The organism is Streptomyces hebeiensis (assembly GCF_052983195.1).
Map to the genome: position 1 here is coordinate 7163813 of NZ_CM129812.1, position 23808 is coordinate 7187620.

At 72.6% G+C, this 23808-nt stretch carries 26 protein-coding genes; 8 read left to right on the forward strand and 18 right to left on the reverse strand.

The window, feature by feature from the left end; translation table 11 throughout:
* Window positions 1–227: 227 nt before the first annotated feature.
* Together ACU6P3_RS30675 and ACU6P3_RS30680 are read right to left on the reverse strand one after the other, a co-directional pair.
* The gene (locus ACU6P3_RS30675) at window positions 228–935 is read right to left on the reverse strand and encodes a hypothetical protein (protein ID WP_447195065.1); all 708 of its coding nucleotides are present in this window, start codon (window positions 933–935) and stop codon (window positions 228–230) included.
* A gap of 3 nt (window positions 936–938) precedes the next feature.
* Entirely contained in the window at window positions 939–1454 is a 516-nt protein-coding gene (locus ACU6P3_RS30680; RefSeq protein ID WP_447195066.1) for an RNA polymerase sigma factor, read from the reverse strand.
* A 465-nt stretch (window positions 1455–1919) separates the two neighbouring features.
* On the opposite strand from ACU6P3_RS30680, the gene ACU6P3_RS30685 reads away from it, so the two are divergent.
* Window positions 1920–2729 (forward strand): SAM-dependent methyltransferase, encoded by an 810-nt coding sequence (locus tag ACU6P3_RS30685; protein ID WP_352086799.1) that lies wholly within the window; start codon window positions 1920–1922, stop codon window positions 2727–2729.
* A 54-nt stretch (window positions 2730–2783) separates the two neighbouring features.
* Here the strand turns inward: ACU6P3_RS30685 and ACU6P3_RS30690 are convergent, their stop codons facing one another.
* From ACU6P3_RS30690 to ACU6P3_RS30705, 4 genes are all read right to left on the reverse strand, one after another.
* A complete protein-coding gene (locus tag ACU6P3_RS30690) occupies window positions 2784–3698 on the reverse strand; it encodes an ion transporter (protein WP_447195067.1) in 915 nt (304 codons plus the stop codon).
* Between the two features lie 128 nt (window positions 3699–3826).
* Window positions 3827–4858 carry a hemolysin family protein gene (locus tag ACU6P3_RS30695; RefSeq protein ID WP_344278622.1) on the reverse strand — a complete coding sequence of 344 codons (1032 nt, stop codon included), beginning with the start codon at window positions 4856–4858 and terminating at the stop codon, window positions 3827–3829.
* Window positions 4855–6189, reverse strand: coding sequence for a hemolysin family protein (locus tag ACU6P3_RS30700; RefSeq protein WP_447195068.1), 1335 nt, complete (start codon window positions 6187–6189; stop codon window positions 4855–4857). Before ACU6P3_RS30700 ends, ACU6P3_RS30695 begins: the two co-directional genes overlap by 4 nt.
* Window positions 6190–6415: 226 nt before the next feature.
* A complete protein-coding gene (locus tag ACU6P3_RS30705) occupies window positions 6416–7936 on the reverse strand; it encodes an LCP family protein (protein WP_447195069.1) in 1521 nt (506 codons plus the stop codon).
* Window positions 7937–8145: 209 nt separating this feature from the next.
* Between ACU6P3_RS30705 and ACU6P3_RS30710 the strand changes: the two genes are divergently transcribed.
* From ACU6P3_RS30710 to ACU6P3_RS30720, 3 genes are all read left to right on the forward strand, one after another.
* Window positions 8146–8721, forward strand: coding sequence for a TerD family protein (locus ACU6P3_RS30710; protein ID WP_447195070.1), 576 nt, complete (start codon window positions 8146–8148; stop codon window positions 8719–8721).
* Between the two features lie 147 nt (window positions 8722–8868).
* On the forward strand, window positions 8869–9450 hold the full coding sequence (locus ACU6P3_RS30715) for a TerD family protein (RefSeq protein ID WP_030740570.1): 582 nt from the start codon (window positions 8869–8871) through the stop codon (window positions 9448–9450).
* 109 nt (window positions 9451–9559) lie between these two features.
* Entirely contained in the window at window positions 9560–10015 is a 456-nt protein-coding gene (locus tag ACU6P3_RS30720) for a tellurite resistance TerB family protein (RefSeq protein WP_030740567.1), read from the forward strand.
* 95 nt (window positions 10016–10110) lie between these two features.
* On the opposite strand, the gene ACU6P3_RS30725 is transcribed toward ACU6P3_RS30720, so the two are convergent.
* Window positions 10111–10959: a YhjD/YihY/BrkB family envelope integrity protein gene (locus tag ACU6P3_RS30725; RefSeq protein WP_447195071.1), complete on the reverse strand. Its 849-nt coding sequence runs from the start codon at window positions 10957–10959 to the stop codon at window positions 10111–10113.
* Between the two features lie 73 nt (window positions 10960–11032).
* On the reverse strand, window positions 11033–12142 hold the full coding sequence (locus tag ACU6P3_RS30730; protein WP_447195072.1) for a CapA family protein: 1110 nt from the start codon (window positions 12140–12142) through the stop codon (window positions 11033–11035).
* A 216-nt stretch (window positions 12143–12358) separates the two neighbouring features.
* On the opposite strand from ACU6P3_RS30730, the gene ACU6P3_RS30735 reads away from it, so the two are divergent.
* Window positions 12359–13234 carry a universal stress protein gene (locus ACU6P3_RS30735; protein WP_447195073.1) on the forward strand — a complete coding sequence of 292 codons (876 nt, stop codon included), beginning with the start codon at window positions 12359–12361 and terminating at the stop codon, window positions 13232–13234.
* A gap of 91 nt (window positions 13235–13325) precedes the next feature.
* Here ACU6P3_RS30735 and ACU6P3_RS30740 read toward each other — a convergent pair whose 3' ends face one another.
* The 7 genes from ACU6P3_RS30740 to ACU6P3_RS30770 all read right to left on the reverse strand — a co-directional run bounded on the left by ACU6P3_RS30740 (window position 13326) and on the right by ACU6P3_RS30770 (window position 19823).
* Window positions 13326–14354, reverse strand: coding sequence for a 6-phosphofructokinase (locus tag ACU6P3_RS30740; RefSeq protein ID WP_447195074.1), 1029 nt, complete (start codon window positions 14352–14354; stop codon window positions 13326–13328).
* 188 nt (window positions 14355–14542) lie between these two features.
* Window positions 14543–15388 (reverse strand): ABC transporter permease, encoded by an 846-nt coding sequence (locus tag ACU6P3_RS30745; protein ID WP_447195075.1) that lies wholly within the window; start codon window positions 15386–15388, stop codon window positions 14543–14545.
* On the reverse strand, window positions 15385–16170 hold the full coding sequence (locus tag ACU6P3_RS30750; RefSeq protein ID WP_447195076.1) for an ABC transporter ATP-binding protein: 786 nt from the start codon (window positions 16168–16170) through the stop codon (window positions 15385–15387). The genes ACU6P3_RS30745 and ACU6P3_RS30750 overlap by 4 nt, the downstream gene beginning before the upstream one ends.
* Entirely contained in the window at window positions 16167–16970 is an 804-nt protein-coding gene (locus tag ACU6P3_RS30755; protein ID WP_447195077.1) for a PIG-L deacetylase family protein, read from the reverse strand. Before ACU6P3_RS30755 ends, ACU6P3_RS30750 begins: the two co-directional genes overlap by 4 nt.
* 132 nt (window positions 16971–17102) lie before the next feature.
* The gene (locus ACU6P3_RS30760) at window positions 17103–17726 is read right to left on the reverse strand and encodes a DUF1796 family putative cysteine peptidase (protein WP_447195078.1); all 624 of its coding nucleotides are present in this window, start codon (window positions 17724–17726) and stop codon (window positions 17103–17105) included.
* A gap of 140 nt (window positions 17727–17866) precedes the next feature.
* A complete protein-coding gene (locus ACU6P3_RS30765; protein WP_447195079.1) occupies window positions 17867–19123 on the reverse strand; it encodes a class I SAM-dependent methyltransferase in 1257 nt (418 codons plus the stop codon).
* A gap of 343 nt (window positions 19124–19466) precedes the next feature.
* The gene (locus ACU6P3_RS30770) at window positions 19467–19823 is read right to left on the reverse strand and encodes a PRC-barrel domain-containing protein (protein WP_030740539.1); all 357 of its coding nucleotides are present in this window, start codon (window positions 19821–19823) and stop codon (window positions 19467–19469) included.
* 162 nt (window positions 19824–19985) lie between these two features.
* Between ACU6P3_RS30770 and ACU6P3_RS30775 the strand changes: the two genes are divergently transcribed.
* Window positions 19986–20474 (forward strand): GNAT family N-acetyltransferase, encoded by a 489-nt coding sequence (locus tag ACU6P3_RS30775; protein WP_447195080.1) that lies wholly within the window; start codon window positions 19986–19988, stop codon window positions 20472–20474.
* Between the two features lie 96 nt (window positions 20475–20570).
* Here the strand turns inward: ACU6P3_RS30775 and ACU6P3_RS30780 are convergent, their stop codons facing one another.
* The 3 genes from ACU6P3_RS30780 to ACU6P3_RS30790 are packed head-to-tail and all read right to left on the reverse strand — an operon-like array spanning window position 20571 to window position 22312.
* Window positions 20571–20945 carry a VOC family protein gene (locus ACU6P3_RS30780; RefSeq protein WP_447195081.1) on the reverse strand — a complete coding sequence of 125 codons (375 nt, stop codon included), beginning with the start codon at window positions 20943–20945 and terminating at the stop codon, window positions 20571–20573.
* Window positions 20946–20996: 51 nt separating this feature from the next.
* On the reverse strand, window positions 20997–21650 hold the full coding sequence (locus ACU6P3_RS30785; protein WP_447195082.1) for a phosphatase PAP2 family protein: 654 nt from the start codon (window positions 21648–21650) through the stop codon (window positions 20997–20999).
* Window positions 21647–22312: a DedA family protein gene (locus ACU6P3_RS30790; RefSeq protein WP_447195083.1), complete on the reverse strand. Its 666-nt coding sequence runs from the start codon at window positions 22310–22312 to the stop codon at window positions 21647–21649. Before ACU6P3_RS30790 ends, ACU6P3_RS30785 begins: the two co-directional genes overlap by 4 nt.
* A 110-nt stretch (window positions 22313–22422) precedes the next feature.
* On the opposite strand from ACU6P3_RS30790, the gene ACU6P3_RS30795 reads away from it, so the two are divergent.
* Window positions 22423–22824 (forward strand): BlaI/MecI/CopY family transcriptional regulator, encoded by a 402-nt coding sequence (locus ACU6P3_RS30795; protein WP_447195084.1) that lies wholly within the window; start codon window positions 22423–22425, stop codon window positions 22822–22824.
* Entirely contained in the window at window positions 22821–23771 is a 951-nt protein-coding gene (locus ACU6P3_RS30800; protein ID WP_447195085.1) for a M48 family metalloprotease, read from the forward strand. Before ACU6P3_RS30795 ends, ACU6P3_RS30800 begins: the two co-directional genes overlap by 4 nt.
* Window positions 23772–23808 lie beyond the last annotated feature (37 nt).

Genomic DNA, 23808 nt, shown 5'->3' on the forward strand with positions numbered 1-23808 from the left:
GGTCATCCGTGACATCCTCGTGCGCGTACCCGCCGAATCGTCCCAGGCACGGGCACGGGGCCGCGCCCAGCGGTGCCCGGCGCACGCCTGCGCCCATCAAAGGACCATCGCAGCACTTCGCGCCAGCCGGAACCGGCATCCGGGGGCACGAAGCCGGGCCGAGCACCGGGGGAGTGCCGAGCATCGGGGCAGCGCCGAGTGGGCGCGGCCGCGGGGGTCGGGCGGCGTCAGGGTTCGCAACGGTTCAGGTCGCCGGGCAGACCGGCGTCCGGTTGCGGCACCTCCCCGAAGTCCTCGTCGTCGCTGTCCACGCGGAGCCGGTTGATCACGGACTCCAGCGCGGCCGGCAGCGTCGGATGGTTCCCGTCCCGGCACTGGCTGAGCAGATCGTGCCGTACGGATTCCGGCAGCAGGGAACGCAGGGAGGACAGCGCCGACGGAGCCGCGGTCCTGGGCGGGCCGGACAGCTCCCGGGACTGCGCCCGCCAGTAGGCGGCGTCCTTGAACTCCGCGCGCTGCTGGTGGGCGAGGAAGAGACAGAAGGCGGCGGTCCGGTTGCCGCCCCCCGCGGCGAACTGCCACCAGAACTGGGCCGCGTCCTGATGTCCGGTCAGGTGCAGCAGCGCGGCGAAGACGACCGCGCCCTCGGGGTCGATCCGGTCCTGGTCGACCAGACGGGCCAGACCGGTCGCCGCCTCCGGGGTGTTGAGCACGAGCGCGACGGCCAGGTCGAGGTCGTGAGCGGCCTGTTCGTGCGCGGAGAGATGACGCCGGGGCGCCCCGCCCGCGTCCGTGGCGGGTATCTCCTCCGCCGCGGCCCGGGCCGCGATCCGCCGGCGCGCGGCTTCGACGTCGTAGTCGTCGTAGGTGTCGGTGAGGACTTCCGCGTCCTCCAGCAGGACTTCCATCGGGGCGGTTTCTTCGGTACGGCGCACGGTTCACTCTCCCCTCTCGGTTTCCCTGACGTCCAGGTCCTTGGCGAGTCGTCGCCGGGCATGGCGTACGTGGGAGCGGACGGTGGCGACCTCGATACCGAGGTACTCGGCGACTTCCTCGTCCGGGACGTGCAGGACGTAGCGGAGCACGATCACGTCGTACTGCCGCTCGGGAAGCCGGGCGATGGCCCCGTAGAGCCCGATCTCCCCTTGCAGGACGGCGAACTGGTCCCGCATCTCGTACAACAGGAGCTTGCGGATCGCGGCGTGGAAGGCGGCGGTGTCCACCAGGACGGGCTGCAGACCGTGCTGGTACAGCCACCTGGCCACCTCCTCCTTCAGGACCGCCCACGCGTACCGCGCGACCGACTCCTGCTCCAGGACATGGGGCCAGTGTCGCAGCAGCCGGGCGCAGGTGGCGTCCACCACCCCCTCGGCGGCCGATCTGCTGCCGACCTGGGTGTGCGCGTAACGCAGCCACAGCTTGTGGTGGTGCGCCTGAAAAGCGTCAAATGTCAACTCGAGCCGCCGCACGGGTCGGTGGTCATATAAGTGATATGAGCCACGGTTGTCCACGCCCCGGGCACCGTCGGTGGCGGAGGCCATCAGAAGCCGCTCCTCTCGACGGCGCTCCGGGCCACCACCGCGGTTTCCGGATCGACGAGCACGGATGCCCCGTTCCCTGGGCACCACGCCGCTCCACTGCGGGCGGCGTCGGTGCGGGAGGTGCTCCCTCCCACTTGTCAGCCAACCGGATGTCCGCCCTCACTGTGCAGGGGACCCCCAGGCTTTTTCGCTGACAGTCATCATATGATTACGCATGCGTCGGGTGGTGCCGCGGGTGACTGTCGGGTTCCCGCCGGTCCCACCAGGTCTTCCCCGCAACGACGTTGGGACTTCCCGTACGGTTGTCCGTGCCCATGGACGGGCAGGTGGCAGGTGTCAGGTTCCGATGGCCTGCCGAACGGGAAGCGGGGGCGCGCGGTGGGGGACAGCGGTGCGGTGGATCTCGAGCTGGACCGGGCGCACTCCGCCCGGATGTACGACTACTACCTGGGCGGGACGACCAACTTTCCGGCCGACCGGGAGGCGGCGGCGCGTGCCATCGCCGCGTTCCCGTCCATCCTGACCACCGCCCGGATCAACCGGCGCTTCATGCACCGGTCCGTCCGCTTCCTCGCCCGGCAGGGCATGACCCAGTTCCTCGACATCGGCACCGGCATCCCCACCTCGCCCAATCTGCACGAGGTGGCCCAGCGGGAGGTGCCGCGGGCGCGCGTCGTCTACACCGACAACGACCCGATCGTCCTGGCGCACGCCCGCGCGCTGCTCCGCAGCAGCCCCGAGGGGCGCACCGCGTACGCCCATGCCGATGTCACCGACCCCGAGGCCCTGCTCGCCGCGCCGGAGATCCGGCGGACGCTCGACTTCGGCCGGCCCGTCGCGCTCAGTCTGAACGCGCTGCTGCACTTCGTGACCGACGACCACGGCGCCCACGCCATCATGGAGCGGCTCAAGGACGAGCTGCCCTCCGGCAGCATGCTCGCGATCGCCCATGTCACCACGGAGTTCGATCCCGAGGGCATCGCCCGGCTCACCGCCGCCTACCGGGCCGCGGGCACCCCGGGACAGGCGCGCACGCGCGAGGAGATCGCCCGGTTCTTCGCGGGCTGGGAGCTGCTGGACCCCGGGATCACCCCCTCGCACCGGTGGCGCCCCGACCCCGAGGACATCGCGGCGGGCGACAGCGACCAGGCGGCGGCGTGCTACGCGGGCGTGGCACGCAAGCCGTAGCCGGGCCGCCTGGCCCCGGGGGCGAAGACTCCCGGGAAGACTCCTCGGCGGAACCTACGTCCGGCCCTCCGGCGCACCGCACCCGCAGGGCGCCCGGGGTGTCGCGGGCCCCGTGGCGAGGCCGGCCTCGACCTCGTCGAGGGCGCGCCGGGCCGCGGCGATCCGGGCGAGCAGCGCCGTCCGCGACTCCTCGCCTCCGGGGTCGGCCACGGGGACCTCGTGCCCGGGTGCCTCCTCCAGTTCCCGTGCCTCCTCAAGGGAGTTGATCACAACGCCGATCAACAGGTTCACCAGCAGGAACGAGCCCAGCAGCACGAACGAGGCGAAGTAGACGATGGTCCAGCGGGAGATCTCCAGCCCGCCCCGGACGGCGTCGCCGAGACCGTCCAGCGTGATCAGCAGGAACAGGGTGAGGGCCGCGCGGCCGAGCGAGCCGTAGTGCTCCGGATCCTCGGCGGCGAAGAACATCCAGCCCACCATGGCGTACAGGTACAGCAGCAGTGCGCCGACGAGTACGAAACTCAGCGTGCCCGGCAGGCTCTTGCCGACCGCGACGATGACGACGCGCAACTGCGGCAGGAAGCGGGCCGCGCGCAGCACCCGTGCCAGCCGCAGCAGCCGCAGTACGGTCGCGTTCTCGCGGGCCAACGGAGTGAACGCCAGCGTGATGACCGCCAGGTCGAAGACGTTCCACGGGTCGCGGAAGAAGTCCTTCGGGCGGTCCGCGAACGTGGCCGCGCGCAGCAGGATCTCCGCGGTGAAAGCGGCGAGGAAGAGGTGCTCGGCGAGCCTCAGCTCCTCACGCCACTCGTGCACCGCTCCGGTGTACGTCTCGATGCCCAGCAGGCCGGCGTTGCCGACGATGAGGCAGAACACCGCGGCGGTGAAGGGGCCGGACTCCACGATGTTCCGGCTGCGTCCGGCGAGCGCCGGCCCTAACCGGCGCGGACCGCTCGTGGCGTCGGACATCTCATGAACCATTCTCGAACAAGGGAGTGCGTGTCAAAGGGATACAAGGGATGCAAGGGATGCAAGGGGCATGGGAGCAGGTGAGCGGCCGGTGCCCGGGGCGGGGCACCGGCCGCTCGGCCGCCTCGTCAGGCGGCGGTCGGCGAGCCGGCCGAAGGGCCGACCAGTTCCTCCAGGACGTCCTCCATCGTCACGAAGCCGATGACGGTCCCCTTGTCCCCGGTGACGGCCGCCAGATGCGTCCCGGCGGCACGCATCGCCGTCATGGTGTCGTCCAGCGGGGTGTCGATCTCGACCCGGACCATCGTGTGCAGCGCGCTCCGGGGGAAGGGGCGGGAGCGTTCGGCGGCACCGAGTGCGTCCTTGATGTGCAGGTAGCCGAGGATGGTCCGGTCCGGTCCGGTGACCGGCAGCCGGGAGAAGCCGGTGGACACGGCCGTCCGCTCCAGCTGCTGCGGGGTGATCCGGTGGTCCACGGTCGCCGTACGGGCCAGCGGGACCATCACCTCGCCCACCGGGCGGGTGCCCAGCTCCAGGGCGTCCCGCAGCCGCTCCCCGTCCGCCGGGTCCAGCAGTCCGGCCTCGCTGGAGTCGTCGACCATGCGGGCCAGCTCGTCGTCGGTGAAGACGGCGGCGACCTCGTCCTTGGGCTCGACCTTCAGCAGCCGCAGGATGGCGTTGGCGAACGCGTTGATCCCGAAGATCACCGGACGCAGCGCCCGGGTCAGCCAGACCAGCGCGGGACCGAGCGCGAGCGCGGTGGGCGCGGGGGCGGCCAGCGCGATGTTCTTCGGGACCATCTCGCCGACCAGCATGTGCAGATACGTGGCCAGGGTCAGGGCGATCACGAACGCGATCGGATGGATCAGCGCCTCGGGCACCCCGACCGCCTCGAAGGGCGGCTCCAGCAGATGGGCGATCGCGGGCTCCGCGACGGCGCCCAGGACCAGCGAGGAGATGGTGATGCCGAGCTGCGCGGTGGCCATGGCCGCCGACAGGTGTTCCAGGCCCCACAGGGTGCTTTTCGCGCGGCGGCTGCCCTTGAGCGCCTGCGGCTCGATCTGGCTGCGCCGCACGGAGATCAGGGCGAACTCGGCGCCGACGAAGAACGCGTTGGTGAGCAGGGTGAGCGCGCCGATGGCGAGCTGGAGGCCGGTCATCGGGCGTCTCCCGCGTACTCGGTGGCCGGGAGGGGCGCGGTGACGCGCACCCGGTCGGCCTGGTGGTGCTCGATCCGCAGGACGGCGAACAGCCATCCGTCGACCTCGACCGTGTCGGTCAGGACGGGGAGCCGTTCCAGACGCGTCGCCAGCAGCCCGGCGAGCGTCTCGTAGGGACCATCGGGTGCCTGGAAGCCGATCTCCTCCAGTTGGTCGAGCCTGATGCCGCCGTCCGCCTCCCAGACCCGCCGGCCGTCCTCGGCCGCCGGGCAGGGGGCGAGGTCGGGCGTCTGGTCCGGGTCGTGCTCGTCGCGTACCTCGCCGATGACCTCCTCGACGATGTCCTCGACCGTGGCGACCCCGGCCGTACCGCCGTACTCGTCGATGACCACGGCCATCGTCCGCGCCTCGCGCAGCCGCCGCAGCAGCCGGTCGACGGGCAGCGAGTCCGGTACGAGGAGCGGTGTGCTGGCCAGGTCGGTGACGGGGGTACCGGCCCGCTTCTCCTCGTCCAGCGCCAGCACGTCACGGATGTGGATCGTGCCGATCACCTCGTCCAGGCTGTCGCGGTAGACGGGGAACCGGGAGAGTCCGGTGGCCAGGGTCAGGTTGGCGGCGTCCGCGGCCGTGGCGTGGGCCTCCAGGGCCTGGACGTCCACGCGCGGCGTCATCACGTTCTCCGCGGTCAGCTCGGCCAGGTGCAGGGTTCGTACGAACAGCTCGGCCGAGTCCGCCTCGATGGCTCCCTCGCGCGCCGAGTGCCGGGCCAGCGCGACCAGCTCCTCGGGAGTGCGGGCCGAGGCCAGCTCCTCCGCGGGCTCCAGGCCGAGGCGCCGTACCAGCCGGTTCGCGGTCTCGTTCAGGTGGTGGATCAGTGGCCCGAACGCGGCGGTGAACACGCGCTGCGGGCCCGCCACGACCTTGGCGACGGTGAGCGGGCTGGAGATCGCCCAGTTCTTGGGGACCAGTTCACCGATCACCATCAGCACCACGGTGGACAGCGCGACGCCGAGCAGGGTGGCGACCGTGGGCACCATGCCCCCGGGCAGGCCGACGGACGTCAGGGGCCCGCGCAGCAGCGTGGCCAGGGAGGGCTCGGCGAGCATGCCGATGACCAGGGAGGTCACCGTGATGCCGAGCTGGGCGCCGGAGAGCTGGAAGGTCAGCCGCTTGGCCGCCGCCAGCGCGCCGGAGGCGCCCCGCTCACCGGCCGCGGCGGCGCGTTCGAGCTCGCTCCGCTCCACGGTGGTCAGCGAGAACTCGGCCGCGACGAACACCGCGCAGGCGAGCGTCAGGGCGAGGGCGAGAAGCAGCAGGAGTACTTCGGTCACCGTGCCACCTCCGCTCCATGGCTCGGCGGGGCGGATATGGCACGGCTCGTACTGGGAGGCTCACCCATTGCGGGACCGCAGCTCCTAACTCTGGTCAGGTGGTGAAGGCGGGGTGGGTACCCCGGCCACCAATGGTAAAGGAAACGCAAAACAATGCAATGGCCCGGGAAAACGCCGCCACCGTTCCGGCGGGGATCCCGTACGGCGGGCCCGGTCCGGGTGCCGTTCAGCGCACGGTGTCGAAGTCCGTTCCCACGGTCAGCGTCACCTCGCCCGGCGCGGCCGCCGTGTCCTGCCGGGCCGAACTGCCCGGCACCCGTGAGGACAGGACCTCGGCGGAGTCCTCCAGGCCCTCGGGGTAGTCGACCTCGGTCCGTTCGGCGGGCTCCGGCGCGTTGCCGACCCCCGAGACCGTGAACCCGGCGGTACGCAGGGTGTCCGCGACCTTGGCGGCCCGCCCCGGGATCCCCGTCCCGTTGAGGACCCGGACCCGTACCGTACGGGCGTGGACCGGCCGGGCCGCGTCGGCCTCGAGCTTTTCCTTGTCGACCTCCCGGTCCTTGGCCAGAGCGTCGAACAGGTCGGCGGCCTGCGGGTACTGCCACACCACGTTGGCCTTGTCGCTCGGCACGTCGGCCTCCCGCGCGTAGTTCGGCACGGTCACGAAGGTCAGCCGGTCGCGGGGTATGCCGTTGACCTCGGAGGCCAGACCGGCGAGCGGTTTGATGCCGGCCAGTTCCCTGTCGGTGGTCAGTGACTTGGTGGCCGAGTCCAGGAAGCCGTACATCGCGTCCGGGCTGCTCAGCCGCTGCTGTGCCTTGGCTGCCAGCGCCTCCATGAACTCCTGCTGCCTGCCGATGCGCCCCAGGTCGGAGCCGTCTCCGGTGCTGTAGCGCGTCCGCACGTAGCCCAGGGCCTCCTCGTCGCGGACCGTCTGGCAGCCGGCGGCCAGATCGAGGCTCGCCTTCTTGTCGTTGATCGGCTCCTCGGGGCAGACCTCGATGCCGTCCAGTGCGTTGACCATGCCCTTGAAGCCCTGGAAGTCGACCGACATGAAGTGGTCGATGCGCAGACCGGTGTTGTGCTCCACCGTCTTGATGGTGCAGGCGGCGGCCCCGGCGACCTCGCCGCTCGTTCCGCCGATGGCGAACGATTCGTTGATCTTGAAGTGGTGCGGGTCGGACGTCGTGCCGTCACCCCGGTCGCAGGAGGGGATGTCCACCCAGGAGTCCCGGGGGAGCGAGACCACCGTGGCCCACTTCCGGTCGGCCGACAGGTGCAGCACCATCAGCGTGTCCGACTGCATGGTCGACAGACCCTTGCCGTACGCGGAGTTGGCACCGTCCCGGGAGTCGGAGCCGACGACGACGATGTTCTTGGAGCCGGGGCTCAGGTTGACCGGCCGCCCGCCACCGATCTTGTTGTCCAGGTCGGCGGCGTGGATGTTGCCGTTCAGGCTCTGGTAGACCCAGGCCGCGGCCCCGCCGGCGCCGACGAGCAGCACCGCCAGCGCGACACCGGACCAGACGACTATTCGCCCACGCCGGGTCAGCCGGGTCCGGCCGCCGCCCGGTGCTCCGGCCGGCGTGCCGGCGGCCGCCCGGCCGGCGCGCTTCGCGCGGCGGTCGGCGGCGCGGCCGGAGCGGTGGCCCGTCGGCTCGCCCGCGGCGCGGCCTTCGCCCTTCCGGCCCGTCGCGTGCCCGCGGGCCCCGGCGGAGTTCGGCCGCCCCCTGGAATTACCGCCCATGCTGCTCCTTCGTGCCCCGTCGTCGGCATGGCCACGCCTAGACTCTACTGGCTCTACAGGCGTGTAGAAGCAGCCCCCTTCCCGGTTCCCCGCACGGTGGCGCGGACAATTTCTACAGTGTTGTAGATTTACGGAAGTGCCTCACCGGCACCACGCCGCGCCGGGCGGTCCGGCGCGCCCGGATCGAAGGACGGACGAAGGGAAACGACATGGGTGTGAGCCTCGCCAAGGGCGGAAACGTCTCGCTGAGCAAGGAGGCTCCCGGTCTGACCGCCGTGCTGGTCGGGCTCGGCTGGGACGTGCGGACCACGACCGGGGCGGACCACGATCTGGACGCCAGCGCCCTGCTGTGCGACGGCTCCGGCAAGGTCCTGTCCGATCAGCACTTCGTCTTCTACAACAACCTGACCAGCCCGGACGGTTCGGTGCAGCACACCGGCGACAACCTGACCGGTGAGGGCGAGGGCGACGACGAGTCCATCAAGGTCGACCTGGCGACCGTCCCGGCCCAGGTGTCGAAGATCGTCTTCCCGGTCTCCATCCATGACGCCGAGTCCCGGGGCCAGAGCTTCGGCCAGGTCCGCAACGCGTACATCCGGGTCGTCAACCAGGCGGGCGGCGCCGAACTGGCGCGCTACGACCTGAGCGAGGACGCCTCGACCGAGACCGCGATGGTCTTCGGCGAGCTGTACCGGCACGGCGCGGAGTGGAAGTTCCGCGCCATCGGCCAGGGGTACGCCTCCGGGCTCGCCGGGATCGCCTCCGACTACGGTGTCAACGTCTGACCGTCCCGCGTCACCGCCGCACGGCGGCGCCGGCCGTCGACGCGTGCGCGCCGGGCACGTTCCGGTACGACGCGCGCGGCGGTCCGCACCCGCGACAGCTCCTCCCCCCACCCGTACTCGCCTCCGAGACCGTTCCAGGAGTCACCGTTGAGCATCAACCTCTCCAAGGGCCAGCAGATCAGCCTGACCAAATCGGGCGGGGGCGAACTCACCCTCGTCCGCATGGGGCTCGGCTGGCAGGCAGCGCAGAAGAAGGGCTTCTTCGCGCGGATGACCGCGAAGGAGATCGACCTGGACGCGTCGGCGCTGCTCTTCGCCGACAAGCAGGCCGTGGACGTCGTCTTCTTCCAGCACCTGACGAGCGACGACGGCTCCGTGCGGCACACCGGCGACAACCGCGTCGGGGGCGCCGGGCAGGGCGGTGACGACGAGTCGATCCTCGTGGACCTGAAGCGGGTGCCCGTCCACGTCGACCAGATCGTGTTCACCGTGAACTCCTTCACCGGTCAGACCTTCGAGGAGGTCGAGAACGCCTTCTGCCGCCTCGTGGACGAGACCACCGGCCAGGAACTGGCCCGGTACACCCTCACCGGTGGTGGTGCGCACACCGCGCAGATCATGGCCAAGGTGTTCCGCTCCGGCGACGGCTGGCAGATGGGCGCCATCGGCTCCCCGGCCGAGGGCCGTACGTTCCAGGACCTGATGCCGGCCGTCGCGCCGCACCTGTGAGACCCGGGGCCCCTCCCCGCGGCCGTCGGGCCGCGGTACGGGCGGACCGTCCGACCGGAGCCCTCCCGCCGAACCAGAACCGAACCAGACCCTGAAACAGGAGATACCCGTGGCCCTGTGGGACCGCATCAAGGATTCCGCCGCGTCGATGCAGACGCAGCTCAACGCCAAGAAGAACGACCTCAAGAGCGGTGCCTTCCGGGACGCCAGCATGGCCATGTGCGCGCTGGTAGCCGCCGCCGACGGCTCCATCGACGCCTCCGAGCGCCAGCGCGTCGCCGGGCTCATCATGAGCAACGACGTTCTGCAGAACTTCCCCGCGGAAGACCTCCAGGCACGGTTCAACGACTACTGCCAGAAGCTGACGGCCGACTTCGACTTCGGCAAGGTCGGCGTCCTGCAGACCATCGGCAAGGTCGCCAAGAAGCCGACCGAGGCCCGCGCGGTCATCCAGATCGGCATTGTCATCGGCGGCGCCGACGGCGACTTCGACGAGCAGGAGCGCGCGGTCGTCCGGGAGGCGTGCTTCGCCGTCGGCATCTCCCCGAGCGAGTTCGACCTCTGATCCCACCACTCGTCAGACCCCCCACCGGGGTCTGACGAGCTCCGCCGCGGCACCGCGCGGGCCCGGCCGGCACCGGGCCCGACGCACCCGCGCGTTCACCACCGGTCCGGCCGCGCGAGCTCCCGGGCCAGACGCCGGTGCGTACGGTGTTCGTGGTAGAGGCGGCCCACCAGCGCCCCGCCGTAGACCACGAAACCCACGCCGACCAGCCACGACTGAAGGACGAGGACCGTCCCGAAGGGCCCGTAGGTCACCGCGTTCGAGGCGATCAGCGGCGAGAACACCAGCCGGGAGAACACGCGCAGCCCGAGCAGCCCCAGCGCGGTCGCGGCGGCGCCCGGCGCCAGCGCACGCCACCGTACCCGGCCGGCGAGCAGCAGCCGCTGGGACCACCAGAAGAACAGGAAGGTCCCCGCGACGTCGCCCACCGTGATCAGGATCCCCTCCGTGGTGGACGCGGAGGTGACGGGAGTGTTGACGAAGCCGACGAGGAAACCGACGAGGACCGCCAGCCACACGACGTGCCGCCACATCGTGTGCCAGCGGGCCGTCGGCAGCTCCCAGACCCGCTCGTAACCGGTCTGCACGGCGCCTCCGAACGTCAGCCCGAACGCGGCGAGCGCGGCCAGCCCGAACGCGGTCGTCCGCTGGAGCGCCTGCCCCGGCCGGCCGAACAACTGCTGGAGCTCGTCCTGTGACGCCGACGAGACGCCCAGCCCCTGCCCCAGCCACCGCGCGAACCCCTGACCACTCGCGGGGTCGGCCGCCGCGACCAGGATCAGCAGGGGCACCAGGGTCAGGAACCCGAGCGCCGCGAAGCTCATGGCCCGGTGCATCAGCTCCATCTCCCGGCCGCGGTTCCACGCGAGCAGCACGACGGAGTCGGCGACCCCGCGGTACAGCCGCAGGAACCGGTGTCGGTCCACGATGAGCGCGCGCCTCATGCCCATGGGTGTATCCGAGCACGCCGACGTCCCTGATCGCGACCTGGAACGCCGCCCGTGACGTCGGGCGTTCTCACCGCGGCCGGAGGAGGAGCGCGCCGTCCGGTGCGCGGTCGACACGTGATCCGACCTCCCGGCCGACATCGCTCAGCACGTCCGCCAGCCACTCGACGGCCTCGTACGCGGCGTACCGCAGCCGCATGCGCCGCGCCTGGAAGGGCACCATCCGTACCTCGGCGGCCAGGCCCGTGTCCGGCTCCACCGACACCAGGTACAGCAGGCGCAGGTCGTCGCGGTACCGCTCGTAGCCGCTGATCCCCTCGTAGTCGTTGACGGCGTCGCCGCAGCCGTACAGAACGAGCTTTCCCCGGTACAGCTCGGCGGGGCGCGGATGGTGCGAGGAATGACCGTGCACGATGTCCACGCCGCCGTCGATCAGCGCGTGTGCGAAGCGGGCCTCGTCGCGGGAGACGCGGTAGCCCCAGTTGGGGCCCCAGTGGACCGACGCCACCACGATGTCCCCCGGCCGCTTCAGCCCGCGCACCCGGTCGGTGAGCCGGGCGGCCGCGGCGGCCGAGGGCTCGGCGACCACCGCGACACCGCTCCGCCGCCGTGCCGCGGCCCACCCGGGCGGGACACCGCTGGTCGGCATGGCGAAGGAGAGGACCAGCACCCGGCCGGGGCCGGTGGGGACGATCGCGGGCCGCTCCGCCTCCGCCGCGTCCCGCCCGGCCCCCGCCGTACGCAGCCCGGCCTCCGCCAGGGCGTCGAGCGTCTCGACGAGCCCTCGGCGGCCGAAGTCCAGTACGTGGTTGTTGGCCAGGGCGCAGACGTCCGGGCGGGCGGCGGCCAGCGCGGGCAGATTGTCGGGGGTCATCCGGTAGTGGACGCCCTTGCCGGGCGCGAACTCCCCGCCACGCGTGACGCCGGTCTCCAGGTTGATCACGGTGGCGTCGGGGGCCGCCGCGCCCAGCACCTCCAGCGCGTCGCCCCACGGCCAGCCGAACCCGACCGGCCATGGGATCGGTCCGTGCGCGGCCTCCGCGAGCTCGACGTACGTCCGGGCGTCCGTCACGTATCTCTCCCGCAGCGCGGGGTCACCGGGGTGCGGAAGGATCTGGTCGACGCCCCGGCCGAGCATCACGTCACCGCAGAGGAACAGGGTGATCGGACCCGCGTCCACGAGCCCCAGGTTACGCGTCGGCGCCCGGCCCGCGCCGGGGTCCGCCCGCCGCGGCCGCCGGAGTCGTGGAGTCGGCCGCCCGGGCGGAGAATGGATGTCGCCGTCCACCGGGGGCCGGGGCCCGCGGACCGGGGCCCGGGGACGACGGGTCGCGCGGTCCGGTACGGACGAAGCGGACCGGCACCGCCGTACGCGACGGTGCCGCGAGGAGCGGGGATGACTGGCTCTGTGGTGGTGGGAATCGACGGCTCGGCGGAAAGCCTGGTCGCGGGCGCCTGGGCCGCGCGCCAGGCGGAACTCCGGGAACTCCCGCTGCGTCTGGTGCGCGCCGTGTCCGCCGCGGTGTCCCCGCCGGAGGAGGACGACGTGCTGGAGCGGGCCATGGGGCGGTTCACCGAAGCGCGTCCCGCTACGGAGGTGAGCGCCGTCCGCGCCGTGGCCGGCACGCCCTCGGCGGCGCTGCTCGACGCGGCCGGGAGCGCCGGACTGCTGGTGGTCGGAGCGCGCGGGCAGGGCGGGTTCGCCGGCCTGGCGATGGGATCGACGGCGCTGGCGGTGGCGGGTGCCGCTCCCTGCCCCGTCGCGGTGGTGCCCCGGCCGCCGGCCGGTCCGGACGGCGGCGCGGGAACGGCCGCGTCGGCCCGGCGGCGCGACGTCGCCGTGGGGGTGAGGTCGCGCGAGGCCGCCCGGCCGGTTCTGGCCTTCGCCTTCCAGACCGCTCACCTGCACGGCACGGCGCTGGTGGCGGCGCACGCGTGGGCCCTTCCCGGCGGTTCGCCGCGGACGGCCCCGGGTGTGCTCGAAGAGGACCGGGCGACCTGGGAGGACGAGGAGGAACAACGCCTGTCCGATGTGCTCCGACGGTGGCGGCAGGAGTATCCGGACGTCGCGGTCCGGCACGATGTCGTGCTCCTCCACCCGGCGCGGGCGCTGGTGAACCTCTCCCACCGGGCCGGCCTGCTCGTCCTCGGCCGCACCGACGGACGCCGGGTGACCGACGGACGCCGGGTGGCGGAACGGCGCCTGGGCCCGGTGGCACACGCCGTCCTGCACCACGCGTGCTGCCCGGTCGTCGTCGTGCCCCACGAGTGACCGTACCGGCCGGTGCGGAGCCTGGAGTGCGCGGCTCGGGAAGGGGACCGGGGGCGGACGCACGCCGCGCGCGGGCCGCCGGCGCCGCCCCTCAGCTGCCGAAGAAGAGACCGAATTCCGCGTACAGCTCCGGGGAGACGCGCTTGGTCGCCGCCACCGCGTCCGCGAGCGGCACCCGCACGATGTCCGTGCCCCGCAAGGCCACCATCGTCCCGAAGTCCCCGTCCTTGACGGCGGCCACGGCGTGGAGCCCGAAGCGGGTCGCGAGCCACCGGTCGTACGCGCTCGGGGTGCCGCCGCGCTGGATGTGGCCGAGTACTGTCGTCCGTGCGTCCTTCTCCGTACGGCTCGCGATCTCCTGGGTGAGCCAGTCGCCGATGCCGGACAGGCGTACATGCCCGAACTCGTCCCGCGACGCGTCCCTGACCACCATCTGTCCGGCCTTCGGGACCGCACCCTCGGCGACCACGACGATCGGCGCGGAGCTGATCCGGAAACGGCTCTCCACCCACACGCACACCTGGTCGATGTCGAACTCCCGCTCGGGAATGAGGATCGCGTTCGCGCCTCCCGCGACGCCCGCGTGCAGCGCGATCCACCCCGAATGGCGTCCCATCAGCTCCACCACGAGCGTCCGCCGGTGCGACTCCGCGGTCGTGTGCAGACGGTCGATCGCCTCGGTCGCGATGTTGACCGCCGTGTCGAAACCGAAGGTGTAGTCGGTGCCGCCGACGTCGTTGTCGATGGTCTTGGGCACCCCGACCAGCCGGACCCCCTCCTTCGCCAGCGCGCTCGCCACGCCGAGCGTGTCCTCACCACCGATCACGATCAGAGCGTCGATCTCGTGCGCGGCCAGGGTGCTCCGCACCCGTGCGACGCCGTCCTCGGCCCGCAGGGGATTGGTGCGCGAGGACCCCAGGATCGTGCCGCCGAGCGGCAGGATGCCCCGGACGGTGGCGATGTCCAGCGGCATGGTCACGTCGTTGACGACCCCGCTCCACCCGTCGACGAAACCGGTGAACTTCCAGGCGTACTCCTGGACCCCCTTGCGGACGACACCGCGGATCACCGCGTTGAGACCGGGGCAGTCGCCCCCGCCGGTCAGAACTCCGATCCGCATGCTCTCTCCCTGACCGTCCTCGCCGCGCCGACGCACTCCCTCCGGCCAGGAAACGACACGGGTGAACTCCGCGCCACTCGGCCCTGTCCCGGACGCGGAGCGGCCCGGGGCCGGGCCCAGGAGCATCGGAGTATCCGACCGGGGCGCGCGAGCACCGGACCCGAGGCCAGGGGCACCGGGCCCGGGGGTCAGGAGTAGCGGGTCACCAGCCCGCGCCGGCGGAAGACGGCCGTCATACGGCCCAGGAAGAGGATCCCCGCCGCCAGCAGCACCGCCGTGCCCGTCGTCGCCCACAGCAGTTCGCCCCAAGGCATGGCCCGCCCCGCGGCCAGCTCCCGTCCCACGGCGAACAGATGCGTGGTGGGCAGCAGTTCGGCCACCGGTCGCAGCGGCGCCGGCAGGGTCGAGACCGGGTAGAACACGCCGGAGAGCGGCATCACCACGGACAGCGCGCCCCAGACCAGCGCCTCCGCCCCGCCGCCGTACCGCAGCACGAGCCCGACCACCATGAGCGCGACCGACCAGCCGCAGGTCAGCAGCAGCGCGGCCACGGGAAGCAGGCCGAGACCGAGGTCCGTCACGTCGAAGGCGTAGGCGGCCAGGGCCAGCGCCGCCACCGCGGCCGTGCTCAGCGCGGTACGCAGCAGCGCGAAGGCGCCCACGCCCGCCAGGTACTCCCAGCCCCGGGTCGGCGTGGTCAGCAGCCCCATCACATTGCGCGACCATGCCTCCTCGAGGAAGCCGGTCGCGAGCGAGATCTGCGTCTGGTGAACCAGATGCCACAGGACCGTACCGCTGAGCAGGAAGACCATGACCGCCGCGACCTCGCCGTCGGCGCCGGCGGCCGCAGCCGCGTCGGCGGCGAACAGGCCGATCGAGCCGTACAGCAGCGTGTCGACCACGGGCCACACGAAGACGTCGAAGAACCGGTGCGGGCTGCGGAGCAGCAGCAGCCAGTGCCGGCGGGCGACCGCGAGGACGCGGTGGGCGGAGGCGGCCCGGGGCGTGCGCAGCGCGAGGCCGGTGGCCGTCACGAGAGTGTCTCCTCGCGGTCGCGGTCGTCCCGTGCGCGGTCCCCGCTCCGGTCCCGCTCCTCCGCCAGGTGCAGGAACACCCCCTCCAGGTCCGCCCGGTCGAACCGCTTCGCCACCTCCGCCGGCGATCCGTCGGCGGACACCCGTCCCGCGGACAGGAAGACGACCCGCTCGCACAACTTCGCGACCTCGGCCATGTCATGGCTGGTGACGAGCAGCGCCGTGCCCTCCCGCTCGCACAGGCCGAGCAGCCCGTCGCGCACCCGCAGGGCCACGTCCGGGTCCAGCGCGGCCGTCGGTTCGTCCAGCACCAGCAGCCCGGGCCGGTGCAGCACGGCCTTCGCCAGCCCCACCAACGTACGCTGTCCGCTGGACAGTTCCGTGCCGATGGACTGCGCCAGATGTTCGATGCGCCACTGTTCCAGCACCTCCCGTACGGCACGGCCCGGATACCGCAGCCCGTACAGGTCGGCGTACATCCGCAGGTACTCGTGCACGCGCAGCCGGTCGGGCAGCGGGAGATAGCCGGCCGCGAAACCCACGCGCGCCATGGCCGCCGCGCGCCGGGCCGGAAGGGGGTGTCCGAAGAGCTCGACACTGCCCGAGTCCTGTTCGATCACGCCCAGGCACATCAGGAGGGTGGTCGTCTTGCCCGCCCCGTTGGGGCCGAGCAACGCGACGCGCTCCCCCTCGCGCACCCGGAGGTCGACCCGGTCGACGGCGCGGCCGCTGCGGAACTCCTTGACCAGAGCACGGGCGGTCAGGAGCGGCGCCCCGGTCACGCCCCGGCCTCCGGCGCGGGGGCGGTCTCCGGCGGGCCGGGTTCGTCGAGCGGCGCGGGTTCCGCCAGTGACCAGACGCGCTCCGCGCGCAGCGGCCCGCCGCGTGCCAGCAGCGCGCCGTGGTCGACGGCGAGCGGGGCGAGTTGCGAGGCGTACGCGAGCACCGCCGCGCGTTTGCGCGCCCACTCCTGGTCCGTGAGGATCCGTTCGTACGCCGTCCGCGTCCGGTACCGGCTCACGATCTCCTGGTAGGAGAGGCCGAAGTCCCGGTCCTGGGCGAGCGACACCTCCACGTCCGGGGCCGCCCACCGCGCCGTGTGTCCCGTGTAGGGCAGGTCGGCGTAGACGAGGGGGAGCGGCCTGCCGAGCTTGTCGAGGATGAGCAGGGCCCGGTCCCGGACCCTCGCGTGGTCGGGCTGGTTGGTGCCCAGCGGGACCAGTACGCGGGTCTCGGCCGGGAGGTCGGAGAGGTACGCGTCGATCTCGTGGAGCGCACCGCCGTCGCCGTACGGACCGTCCGGATGGTTGAGGACGACGTGGTCCACCCCGAGCAGCGCGCACGCCCGCGCGTCCTCCGCCAGCCGGGCCAGATGTGCCTCGCCCGCGGAGGAGAACCCGCAGGTGCGGTCCCACCAGGAGATCTCGTGCCCCGGCGCCGGCGCGCCCCCGTGGACGGTCACGACGCACACGGGCGAGGGGAGAGCCGGGATCAGCCCGGCCAGCGAGAGCGCCGCGTCGTCGAAGTGCGGGGAGAGGATCACGGTGGCGGGCGGCGCGGAGGAGGGTGAGTGCGAGGTCATGCGGAGGAACGCTCCTTGGAGTCGGGGACGGGGACGGGGAGGGGACGCGGGCGCGGTCACGGCGGACAACGGGACGCGGCACGCGCGGGACGGCGACGCGGGAGACGACGGAGTACGCGGGGCGGCGCTCGGTCACGGGACCCGCCCGGCGGGGACGAAACGTATGTCCTGGAACACGGCGTCCCACGCGGCGTCGTCCCCCTGCCACCGACCCGGCACCTCCGCCACCGTGCCCCACGTGATCCCGGGCCCCAGCGCCTCCGCGTCCACCGGCGGAGTCCGGCGCAGCCAGAGCAGATCGAACCGGTGTCCTGGGTGCGCCGTCGCGATGACCAGCCGCAATCGGCGCAGATCCGCGGCGGTGACCTCGTCGAAGGCGTCGTGATGCACGTACAGCACCCGGGCCGGTGAATCGGCGAGCCCGCGCCACCGGTCGGCCAGCGCGGCGAACTTGGCGCGGACGGCGGTGAGTTGCGAGTCGATGTCCGACTGGCTGAGCGCGCGACCGGACGACGGCCGGAAGTCGTGGAAGAAGCGGATGTCGGTGCCCCGGTCCAGTGCGCAGTGGCCCTCGCTGAACGGTTCGACCATTCCGGGCCGCAGCACGCCCGAGAAGTCACCGGCGATGGTTTCCACGACGGACTCGAATTCGAGGTCGAGCCAGTCGAAGAAGTGTGCCCGGTCGTCGCCGGTGATCCGGCGGATCTGGTGGGTGGACTCGCAGTGGTAGCCGAGCCCGACACAGCGGTCGTACATGTCAGTTCTCGCCTCCGGGGCAGCACAGGGCAGACGGAGCAGGACGGGACCGGACGGGACGAGCACGAAACGGGGCGGGGCCGGCCGGTGAGGACGCGGCGGGCGGCCGAGCGCCGCGGGCGGTGTCGCGCGGCGGCGGATCAGTCGGGCGCGCGCCTAAGGAGCACCCCCACGCTGCCGCGCTTGCTCAAGTACGCGCGCCCCGCGCAGACGGTCTCGACCCGCGGTGGCACCAGGACCCTCTGCTCGGCGACCCGCCACGTGGCGGACCGTTCGAGCCAGGGGAGCAGGCGCAGGTCGAGCGCCTCGGGTTCCAACGAGACGAACAGGAGGCCCGTGGGCAGGCTGTCGAGCAGGGCGAGGTCCTGGTCGTAGTAGAGCATCTCGATCAGCAGGTGGGCGGCGGCCCGGGGCGGCGCGTCCTCCTTGGCCAGCCGGGCGAGGTCCGCGTCGTCCACGGTCACCGACGCCGTACCCGCCAGCGCGGTGGCGAGCCGGGGACGGAAGACCGGGTTGGGTTCGGTGGCCCGTACGGTGAAGCCCGCGGCGGCGAGCCGCCCGGTCAGCGCTCCCTCGCAGGCGCCCACCTCCACGAGCGGACCGTCGGCGGGGTCCAGGTGCTCCCCGATCCAGGCGGCCGTGGCGTCCAGCCGCCCCCTCTCGTACGGCGAGGTGGCGAACTCCCAGGGGTCCTCGACGGCCGCGGCCCCGTCGTCCAGGCTGGCGAGCAGCGCGAAGAGCCGGTCCCGTTCGTCGGCGGAGGCGTCGAAGAAGCGCTCGGTGGCCGGAACGCGCGCGGTCCCGAGGGCGAACTCGGCCTCCCGCTCGGCCAGGAGAGGTCCGCACCAGCGATTGACGAAGTCCAGCTTCGCCGCGACGCGGGCCGCGTCCAACGGGCGGTCGAGATCGCTGAGGAACTGGAGGTACGGCGAGTACCCGACCGCGTGGCGCACACCCCGACCCCCGCGTGCTGTCAGTGCGGTCGGTGCGAAGGTGTCGCCAGGAACGCCGTCGGGAGCGGTGCCGTCGAGGGCGGCGCGGGCGACGGAGGTGTCCCGGCCCAGTCGTCTGCGGCCGGGCCGGTTGTCCGCCGGGGAGTGCGTCCACACTCGAGGACCGTCCGCCGCGCCCGGGCTTCCGCCGGGCCCGGCTCCGCAGGCGCGGAGGAGGCCGGCGAGGACCTCGGGCCCGGGCGAGGCGGCTCCGTTCGCCGCGGGGCCGACGTGGCGGCCGAGCAGCGCCAGTCGTTCGTCCGCCCCCGCCCCGGCGGGCAGGACCAGAATCTCGGCACGGTCGCCGAGGATCACCCTGGTCTCGCCCGCGTGCGCGTCGGTGAGTACGGACAGGAAGTCGAGGACGGCGTCCTCGGCCCGGAGTACGACAACGATATCGGTCACGGACTTCGGTCCTCGGTGCAGAGCTCTGCGGAGCCGGCGGGGGATCGGGCGGGAAGACGGACGACGGGCGGGAGCGCCCGGACCCGGCTGGCAGGGACCCTAGCGCCCGCCTTCCAGGTGGTCCAGACCAATCTCCGGAAAGAGGGGCGAAAATCGGCCACCTCCCGAGCGATGCCGGATGCCGTACGGCGCCGCCCGGCACGTCCTCGGCACACGGCTCACGACGCACGGCTCGTGGCTCATGGCGCACTGCTGTCGGCCGCGACCGTACGGTCCGATGGCGCCGGCGGCAGCGGCCGATGGCAGCGGGAGCGGCGGCCGGTGGTGGCCCGGCGGCGTTTCGTCAGCGGCGGCCGAGCCTGCGCTCGCCGCTCGCGCCTGTGCTGTACGGCAGTCCGTAGTGGGCGAAGATCTGGGGCTCGTCCTCGGCGGGCAGTTCACCGTCGGTGTCGATGGAAGGTGCTTCCTTGGCGAGCTTCTTGTCCCATGGGATCTTCAGGTAGTCGGGTCCCACCGTGGCGTCCGCCAGTGGGACGAACACCAGCCGCCGCTTGGTGGGCAGACCCACGGTGACCGTGGCGAACGAAGGGGTGTCCGTCGAGGTGTCGACGTACACGGCCTCCAGCGTGCCGATCTTGCGCTTTCCGGTGTCGACCACGTCGTGGCCCCGCCACTCCCGGATGTCCTCAGCCTCGAACATGAGAGTTTCGCCTCTTATCCAGTGGTTCGCGCGCATACCTTCTGAAGGTCGCATACCCCGGAAGTCCGAAACCGTACCGGTGATGTCCGTTCCACAGGAGTGGCACACCTCGGGATCGTGAAAGCGGTGGCGGCCGCTCCGCCCGCCCGGCATCCTGACCGCATGAAGATCCGGGAAGCCACCGCCGAGGACTGGCCTGCCATCTGGCCGTTCTTTCACAAGATCGTCGCCGATGGCGAGACGTTCCCCTACCCCCTCGGCACGGACGAGGACGAGGGCCGGGACCTCTGGATGGTGGCGGCCCCCGGTCGTACCGTCGTCGCCGTCGACAGCATCGGCACGGTCATGGGCACGGCGAACATGTACCGGAACCGCATGGGCAACGGCAGTCATGTGGCCAGTGCCAGCTATATGGTCGACCCCGCGTACACGGGACGGGGTGTGGGCCGGGCGCTGTGCTCGTACTCCCTCGACTGGGCCCGCGCGGCGGGCTTCCGGGCCATGCAGTTCAACGCCGTCGTGGAGACCAACGAGCACGCGATGGCCCTCTACCGGTCACTGGGGTTCGAGGTGCTGGGGACGGTGCCCGAGGGATTCCTGCACCCCACGAAGGGGTACGTCGGCCTGCACATCCTGCACCGCAGGGTCTGAAACCGGGCCGCTCTCCGGGTCTCGACGGCCACCACGGTCGTCGAGACCCGGAGAGCGGGGGTCCGGTCGGCACGCCGGACGCGACCGACGGCGGTGCTACCCGCGCTCCTGGAGTACGGAGAAGACGTTGCCCGCGGGGTCGGTGAACCACGCGATGTACGGGCCGCCCCCGCGGAAGATGCCGCGGTCGTCGGCCTCCATGCCCGGGTAGCGCTCGAAGCGCACGCCCCGCTCGACCAACGCGTCGACCGCCGCCTCGATGTCCTCGACGGGGAAGTTGAGGACGGTGAACGTCGCGGGCGTGTGCTCCGGCTTGGGGTAGACGAGCACGGAGGCGCCGCCGCCGAGGAGGAGATGGAGCAGGCCGTGCTCCTCGGTGACCTCAAGCCCCAGGGTCCCGGTGTAGAACCGCTTGGCCTCCTCGATGTCGTTCACGGCGAATCCACTGAACGCCTTGCTGCCGCCGAGCATGATGCTGGTCCTTTCCCACGGTGTCTGTGATCGGTTCCGGTGCGCCCCCGCTCACCTGCCGCTCAGGGGCTCCCCGCCGACGTGGTCGCCCCGTACCGGCTCCGTCCGCAGCGGTTCCCCGCGGGCCACCAGCGGGCGCAGCCGCGTGCCGTGCAGCCGCTCGGCCAGGGGCGCGGCGCGCCGGGTGACGGCCATCAGGACCCAGGCCACCAGCGCCCCCACGATCAGCCCGAGCACCACGTCGTGGGGATAGTGCGCCCCGACCCAGACGCGCGATCCGGCCATCAGGAGCGCGGCCGGTACGGCGAGGGCCGCGAGGGCGCGGTCGGTGAACAGCAGGGTGACGGCCGCGGCGGCGGCGATGACGGCGTGGTTGCTGGGCAGGGACCAGTCGCCCGGCGGGGGACACGACTCGAGGGTGATCGCGTGCAGCGCCTGGCAGGGTCGCTGCTCACGCAGCACCGACTTGAGGGCGCCGCTGGCGAGGTAGGCCGTGCCCACGACGAGAGGGGCGGCCAGGGCGAGCGCCGACAGGGCGGAGTCCGTCGGCCGGGCGCGCCACCACGCGACCAGGAGCAGGACCGCGAACAGCCCCGGTCCGTACGTCGACCAGGCGGAGACGGCGCTGTCCAGCCAGTTGGGGGAGTGGTGGGCCAGATCGGTGACGTAGGTGTAGACGCCGTCGTCGAACCAGCGGCCGGTCATGAGCGCGTCCCCTCCACGGAGGTCCGGCGTGCGCGGAGCACTTCCAGGAGCGGGGGAACGAGCGAGACCACGACCACGAGCGCCACGATCGGCAGCAGGTAGCGGTCGACGTGCGGGACGGATGCTCCCAGCGCGTATCCGGCGAGCACGAGTCCGGCCGTCCAGAACAGGCCGCCGGCGATCTGCCAGCAGGCGAAGGCGCGTGCGGGCACGTCCAGGGCGCCGGCCAGCGGGTTGAGCACCGTACGCACCACGGGCACGAAGCGGGCCAGCACGATCGCCTTGGCGTGGCCGTACCGCTCGAACAGTTCCCGCGCGCGGGTCGCGCCCTCGTGGAGCCGGCGGCTCCGGCCGTGCGCCAGCAGTGCCCGGCCACCGCGCCGCCCGATCCAGTAGCCGGTCTGCGCGCCCAGCAGGGCGCCGGCGGCCGACGCCAGGAGCACCTGGGGCAGGGCGAGGTGGACGGGGCCGTCCCTGCCGGGAGCGCACAGCAGCCCGGCGGTGAAGAGCAGGGAGTCGCCGGGCAGGAAGAACCCGACCAGCAGGCCCGTCTCGGCGAAGAGGACGACGGCGATGCCGAGGGCACCGGACGCGGAGAGCAGGGATCCCGCGTCGAGGAGATTCACGGCCATCGGAAGCGCCGCGAGCACGGATTCGGCCATGGAGTGCTGCTCCCATAATGGTGGACAGGGTCAGTACGACAGTCGGACTGTCTACAGTGCCGTAGTCGGTCTACGACACTGTAGACGAACGAAAGGGAGGGGACGTTCCCATGGGCCACGGGAGTGCGGACCGGCGGTCGGCGGGGGAGCTGGAATCCGACGTGCTCGCCGCCCTGTGGGCCGCCGAGGGGCCGCTCACCCCGGGCCGGGTGCAGGAGTCGCTGGGCGGTTCGCTCGCCCGGACCACCGTCACCACGATCCTCGGCCGGCTGTACGGGAAGGGCACCGTCACCCGGGTCAGGGCGGGACGCGGATACGCGTACACGCCGACCGAGGACGCCCCGGGTCTCACCGCTCGGCGGATGCACTCCGAACTGGCCAAGGACGAGGACCGGCGCGCGGTGCTCGCCCGCTTCGTCTCCCAGCTCGACGACGAGGACGAGCGCATATTGCGCTCCCTGCTGGACGCGGAGGACGGCCCGGACCGGCCGACCGGGGGTGCGGCCGGATGAGCTGTGCCGTCTGGGTTCCCCTGCTGGTGCCCTTCATCGCGGCGCCCACGGCACGCCGGGCCGCGGCGTACCTGTCACCGCGACACGCCGTGGTGCTGCTCACGACCGCCGCGCTCCTGCCGGCCGCCACCAGCTCGGCCGCACTCGCCCTGCTGGCCGTGCCCGGGGCCTCCTACCTCCCCACGGTCGCGGCGCTCGGTGAATTGGTCAGGCCGCTGTCCCTGGGGCCGCCCCCGGTGACCGTCGCAGTCGCGCTCGCCGCCGGGGGAGTGCTGGCATGGCGCGCGGGCCTGGTCGCCGTCGCGGCCCGCCGCGACCGGGCGGAACTGCGCCGGGCCCGGGCCGCCGTCGGCGGTACCGCGGGTGAACTGGCGGTCCTGCGCCGGGCCCGGCCGGACGCGTACGCGCTGCCGGGCAGGCCCGGCAGGATCGTGGTGACGACCGGAATGCTGCGCGCCCTGGAGCCGGACGAGCGCGCGGCGCTCTTCGCCCACGAACGCGCCCACCTGCGCGGCCGTCATCACCGGGTGCTCGTCGCGGTGGAACTGGCCGCGCTCTGCCACCCCGCCCTGCGCACGTTGGGCGAGCCCGTCGGGTACGCGCTGGAGCGCGCGGCGGACGAGGCCGCGGCCGCCGCCGTCGGTGACCGGCGGCTCGTGGCGCGCGCGATAGCCAGGGCCGCCCTCGCCGCGCGTGCCGCGAGCGCGCCGGCGCGGCCGGACCGCCCGCGCGCCGCCCTGGGGATGAACGCCGGGCCGGTGCCCCGGCGTGTCGCCGCGCTGCTCGACACGCCCCCGGGCGCCCCTTCCACGCGCCGTCCCGCGGGCCGGCTGGTCGTGGCCGCGCTGGTGATCTGTCTGACGGTTTCCGGCGCCACCGCCCTGGACGCGGTGGAGGATCTGCACGGACATGTCGAGATGGCCCAGGGGCAGAACCTCACTCGCTGACCTGCCGGCGGCCGACCCCCCTGAACGCGAGACCGCT

Bases quoted from the DNA above. Each gene is read 5' to 3' on its own strand.
- ACU6P3_RS30690 (WP_447195067.1), bottom strand. From the start codon at position 3,698: ATGTCCGACGCCACGAGCGGTCCGCGCCGGTTAGGGCCGGCGCTCGCC.
- ACU6P3_RS30695 (WP_344278622.1), bottom strand. From the start codon at position 4,858: ATGACCGGCCTCCAGCTCGCCATCGGCGCGCTCACCCTGCTCACCAAC.
- ACU6P3_RS30705 (WP_447195069.1), bottom strand. From the start codon at position 7,936: ATGGGCGGTAATTCCAGGGGGCGGCCGAACTCCGCCGGGGCCCGCGGG.
- ACU6P3_RS30710 (WP_447195070.1), top strand. From the start codon at position 8,146: ATGGGTGTGAGCCTCGCCAAGGGCGGAAACGTCTCGCTGAGCAAGGAG.
- ACU6P3_RS30725 (WP_447195071.1), bottom strand. From the start codon at position 10,959: ATGAGGCGCGCGCTCATCGTGGACCGACACCGGTTCCTGCGGCTGTAC.
- ACU6P3_RS30735 (WP_447195073.1), top strand. From the start codon at position 12,359: ATGACTGGCTCTGTGGTGGTGGGAATCGACGGCTCGGCGGAAAGCCTG.
- ACU6P3_RS30740 (WP_447195074.1), bottom strand. From the start codon at position 14,354: ATGCGGATCGGAGTTCTGACCGGCGGGGGCGACTGCCCCGGTCTCAAC.
- ACU6P3_RS30755 (WP_447195077.1), bottom strand. From the start codon at position 16,970: ATGACCTCGCACTCACCCTCCTCCGCGCCGCCCGCCACCGTGATCCTC.
- ACU6P3_RS30760 (WP_447195078.1), bottom strand. From the start codon at position 17,726: ATGTACGACCGCTGTGTCGGGCTCGGCTACCACTGCGAGTCCACCCAC.
- ACU6P3_RS30770 (WP_030740539.1), bottom strand. From the start codon at position 19,823: ATGTTCGAGGCTGAGGACATCCGGGAGTGGCGGGGCCACGACGTGGTC.
- ACU6P3_RS30775 (WP_447195080.1), top strand. From the start codon at position 19,986: ATGAAGATCCGGGAAGCCACCGCCGAGGACTGGCCTGCCATCTGGCCG.
- ACU6P3_RS30780 (WP_447195081.1), bottom strand. From the start codon at position 20,945: ATGCTCGGCGGCAGCAAGGCGTTCAGTGGATTCGCCGTGAACGACATC.
- ACU6P3_RS30785 (WP_447195082.1), bottom strand. From the start codon at position 21,650: ATGACCGGCCGCTGGTTCGACGACGGCGTCTACACCTACGTCACCGAT.
- ACU6P3_RS30790 (WP_447195083.1), bottom strand. From the start codon at position 22,312: ATGGCCGAATCCGTGCTCGCGGCGCTTCCGATGGCCGTGAATCTCCTC.
- ACU6P3_RS30795 (WP_447195084.1), top strand. From the start codon at position 22,423: ATGGGCCACGGGAGTGCGGACCGGCGGTCGGCGGGGGAGCTGGAATCC.
- ACU6P3_RS30800 (WP_447195085.1), top strand. From the start codon at position 22,821: ATGAGCTGTGCCGTCTGGGTTCCCCTGCTGGTGCCCTTCATCGCGGCG.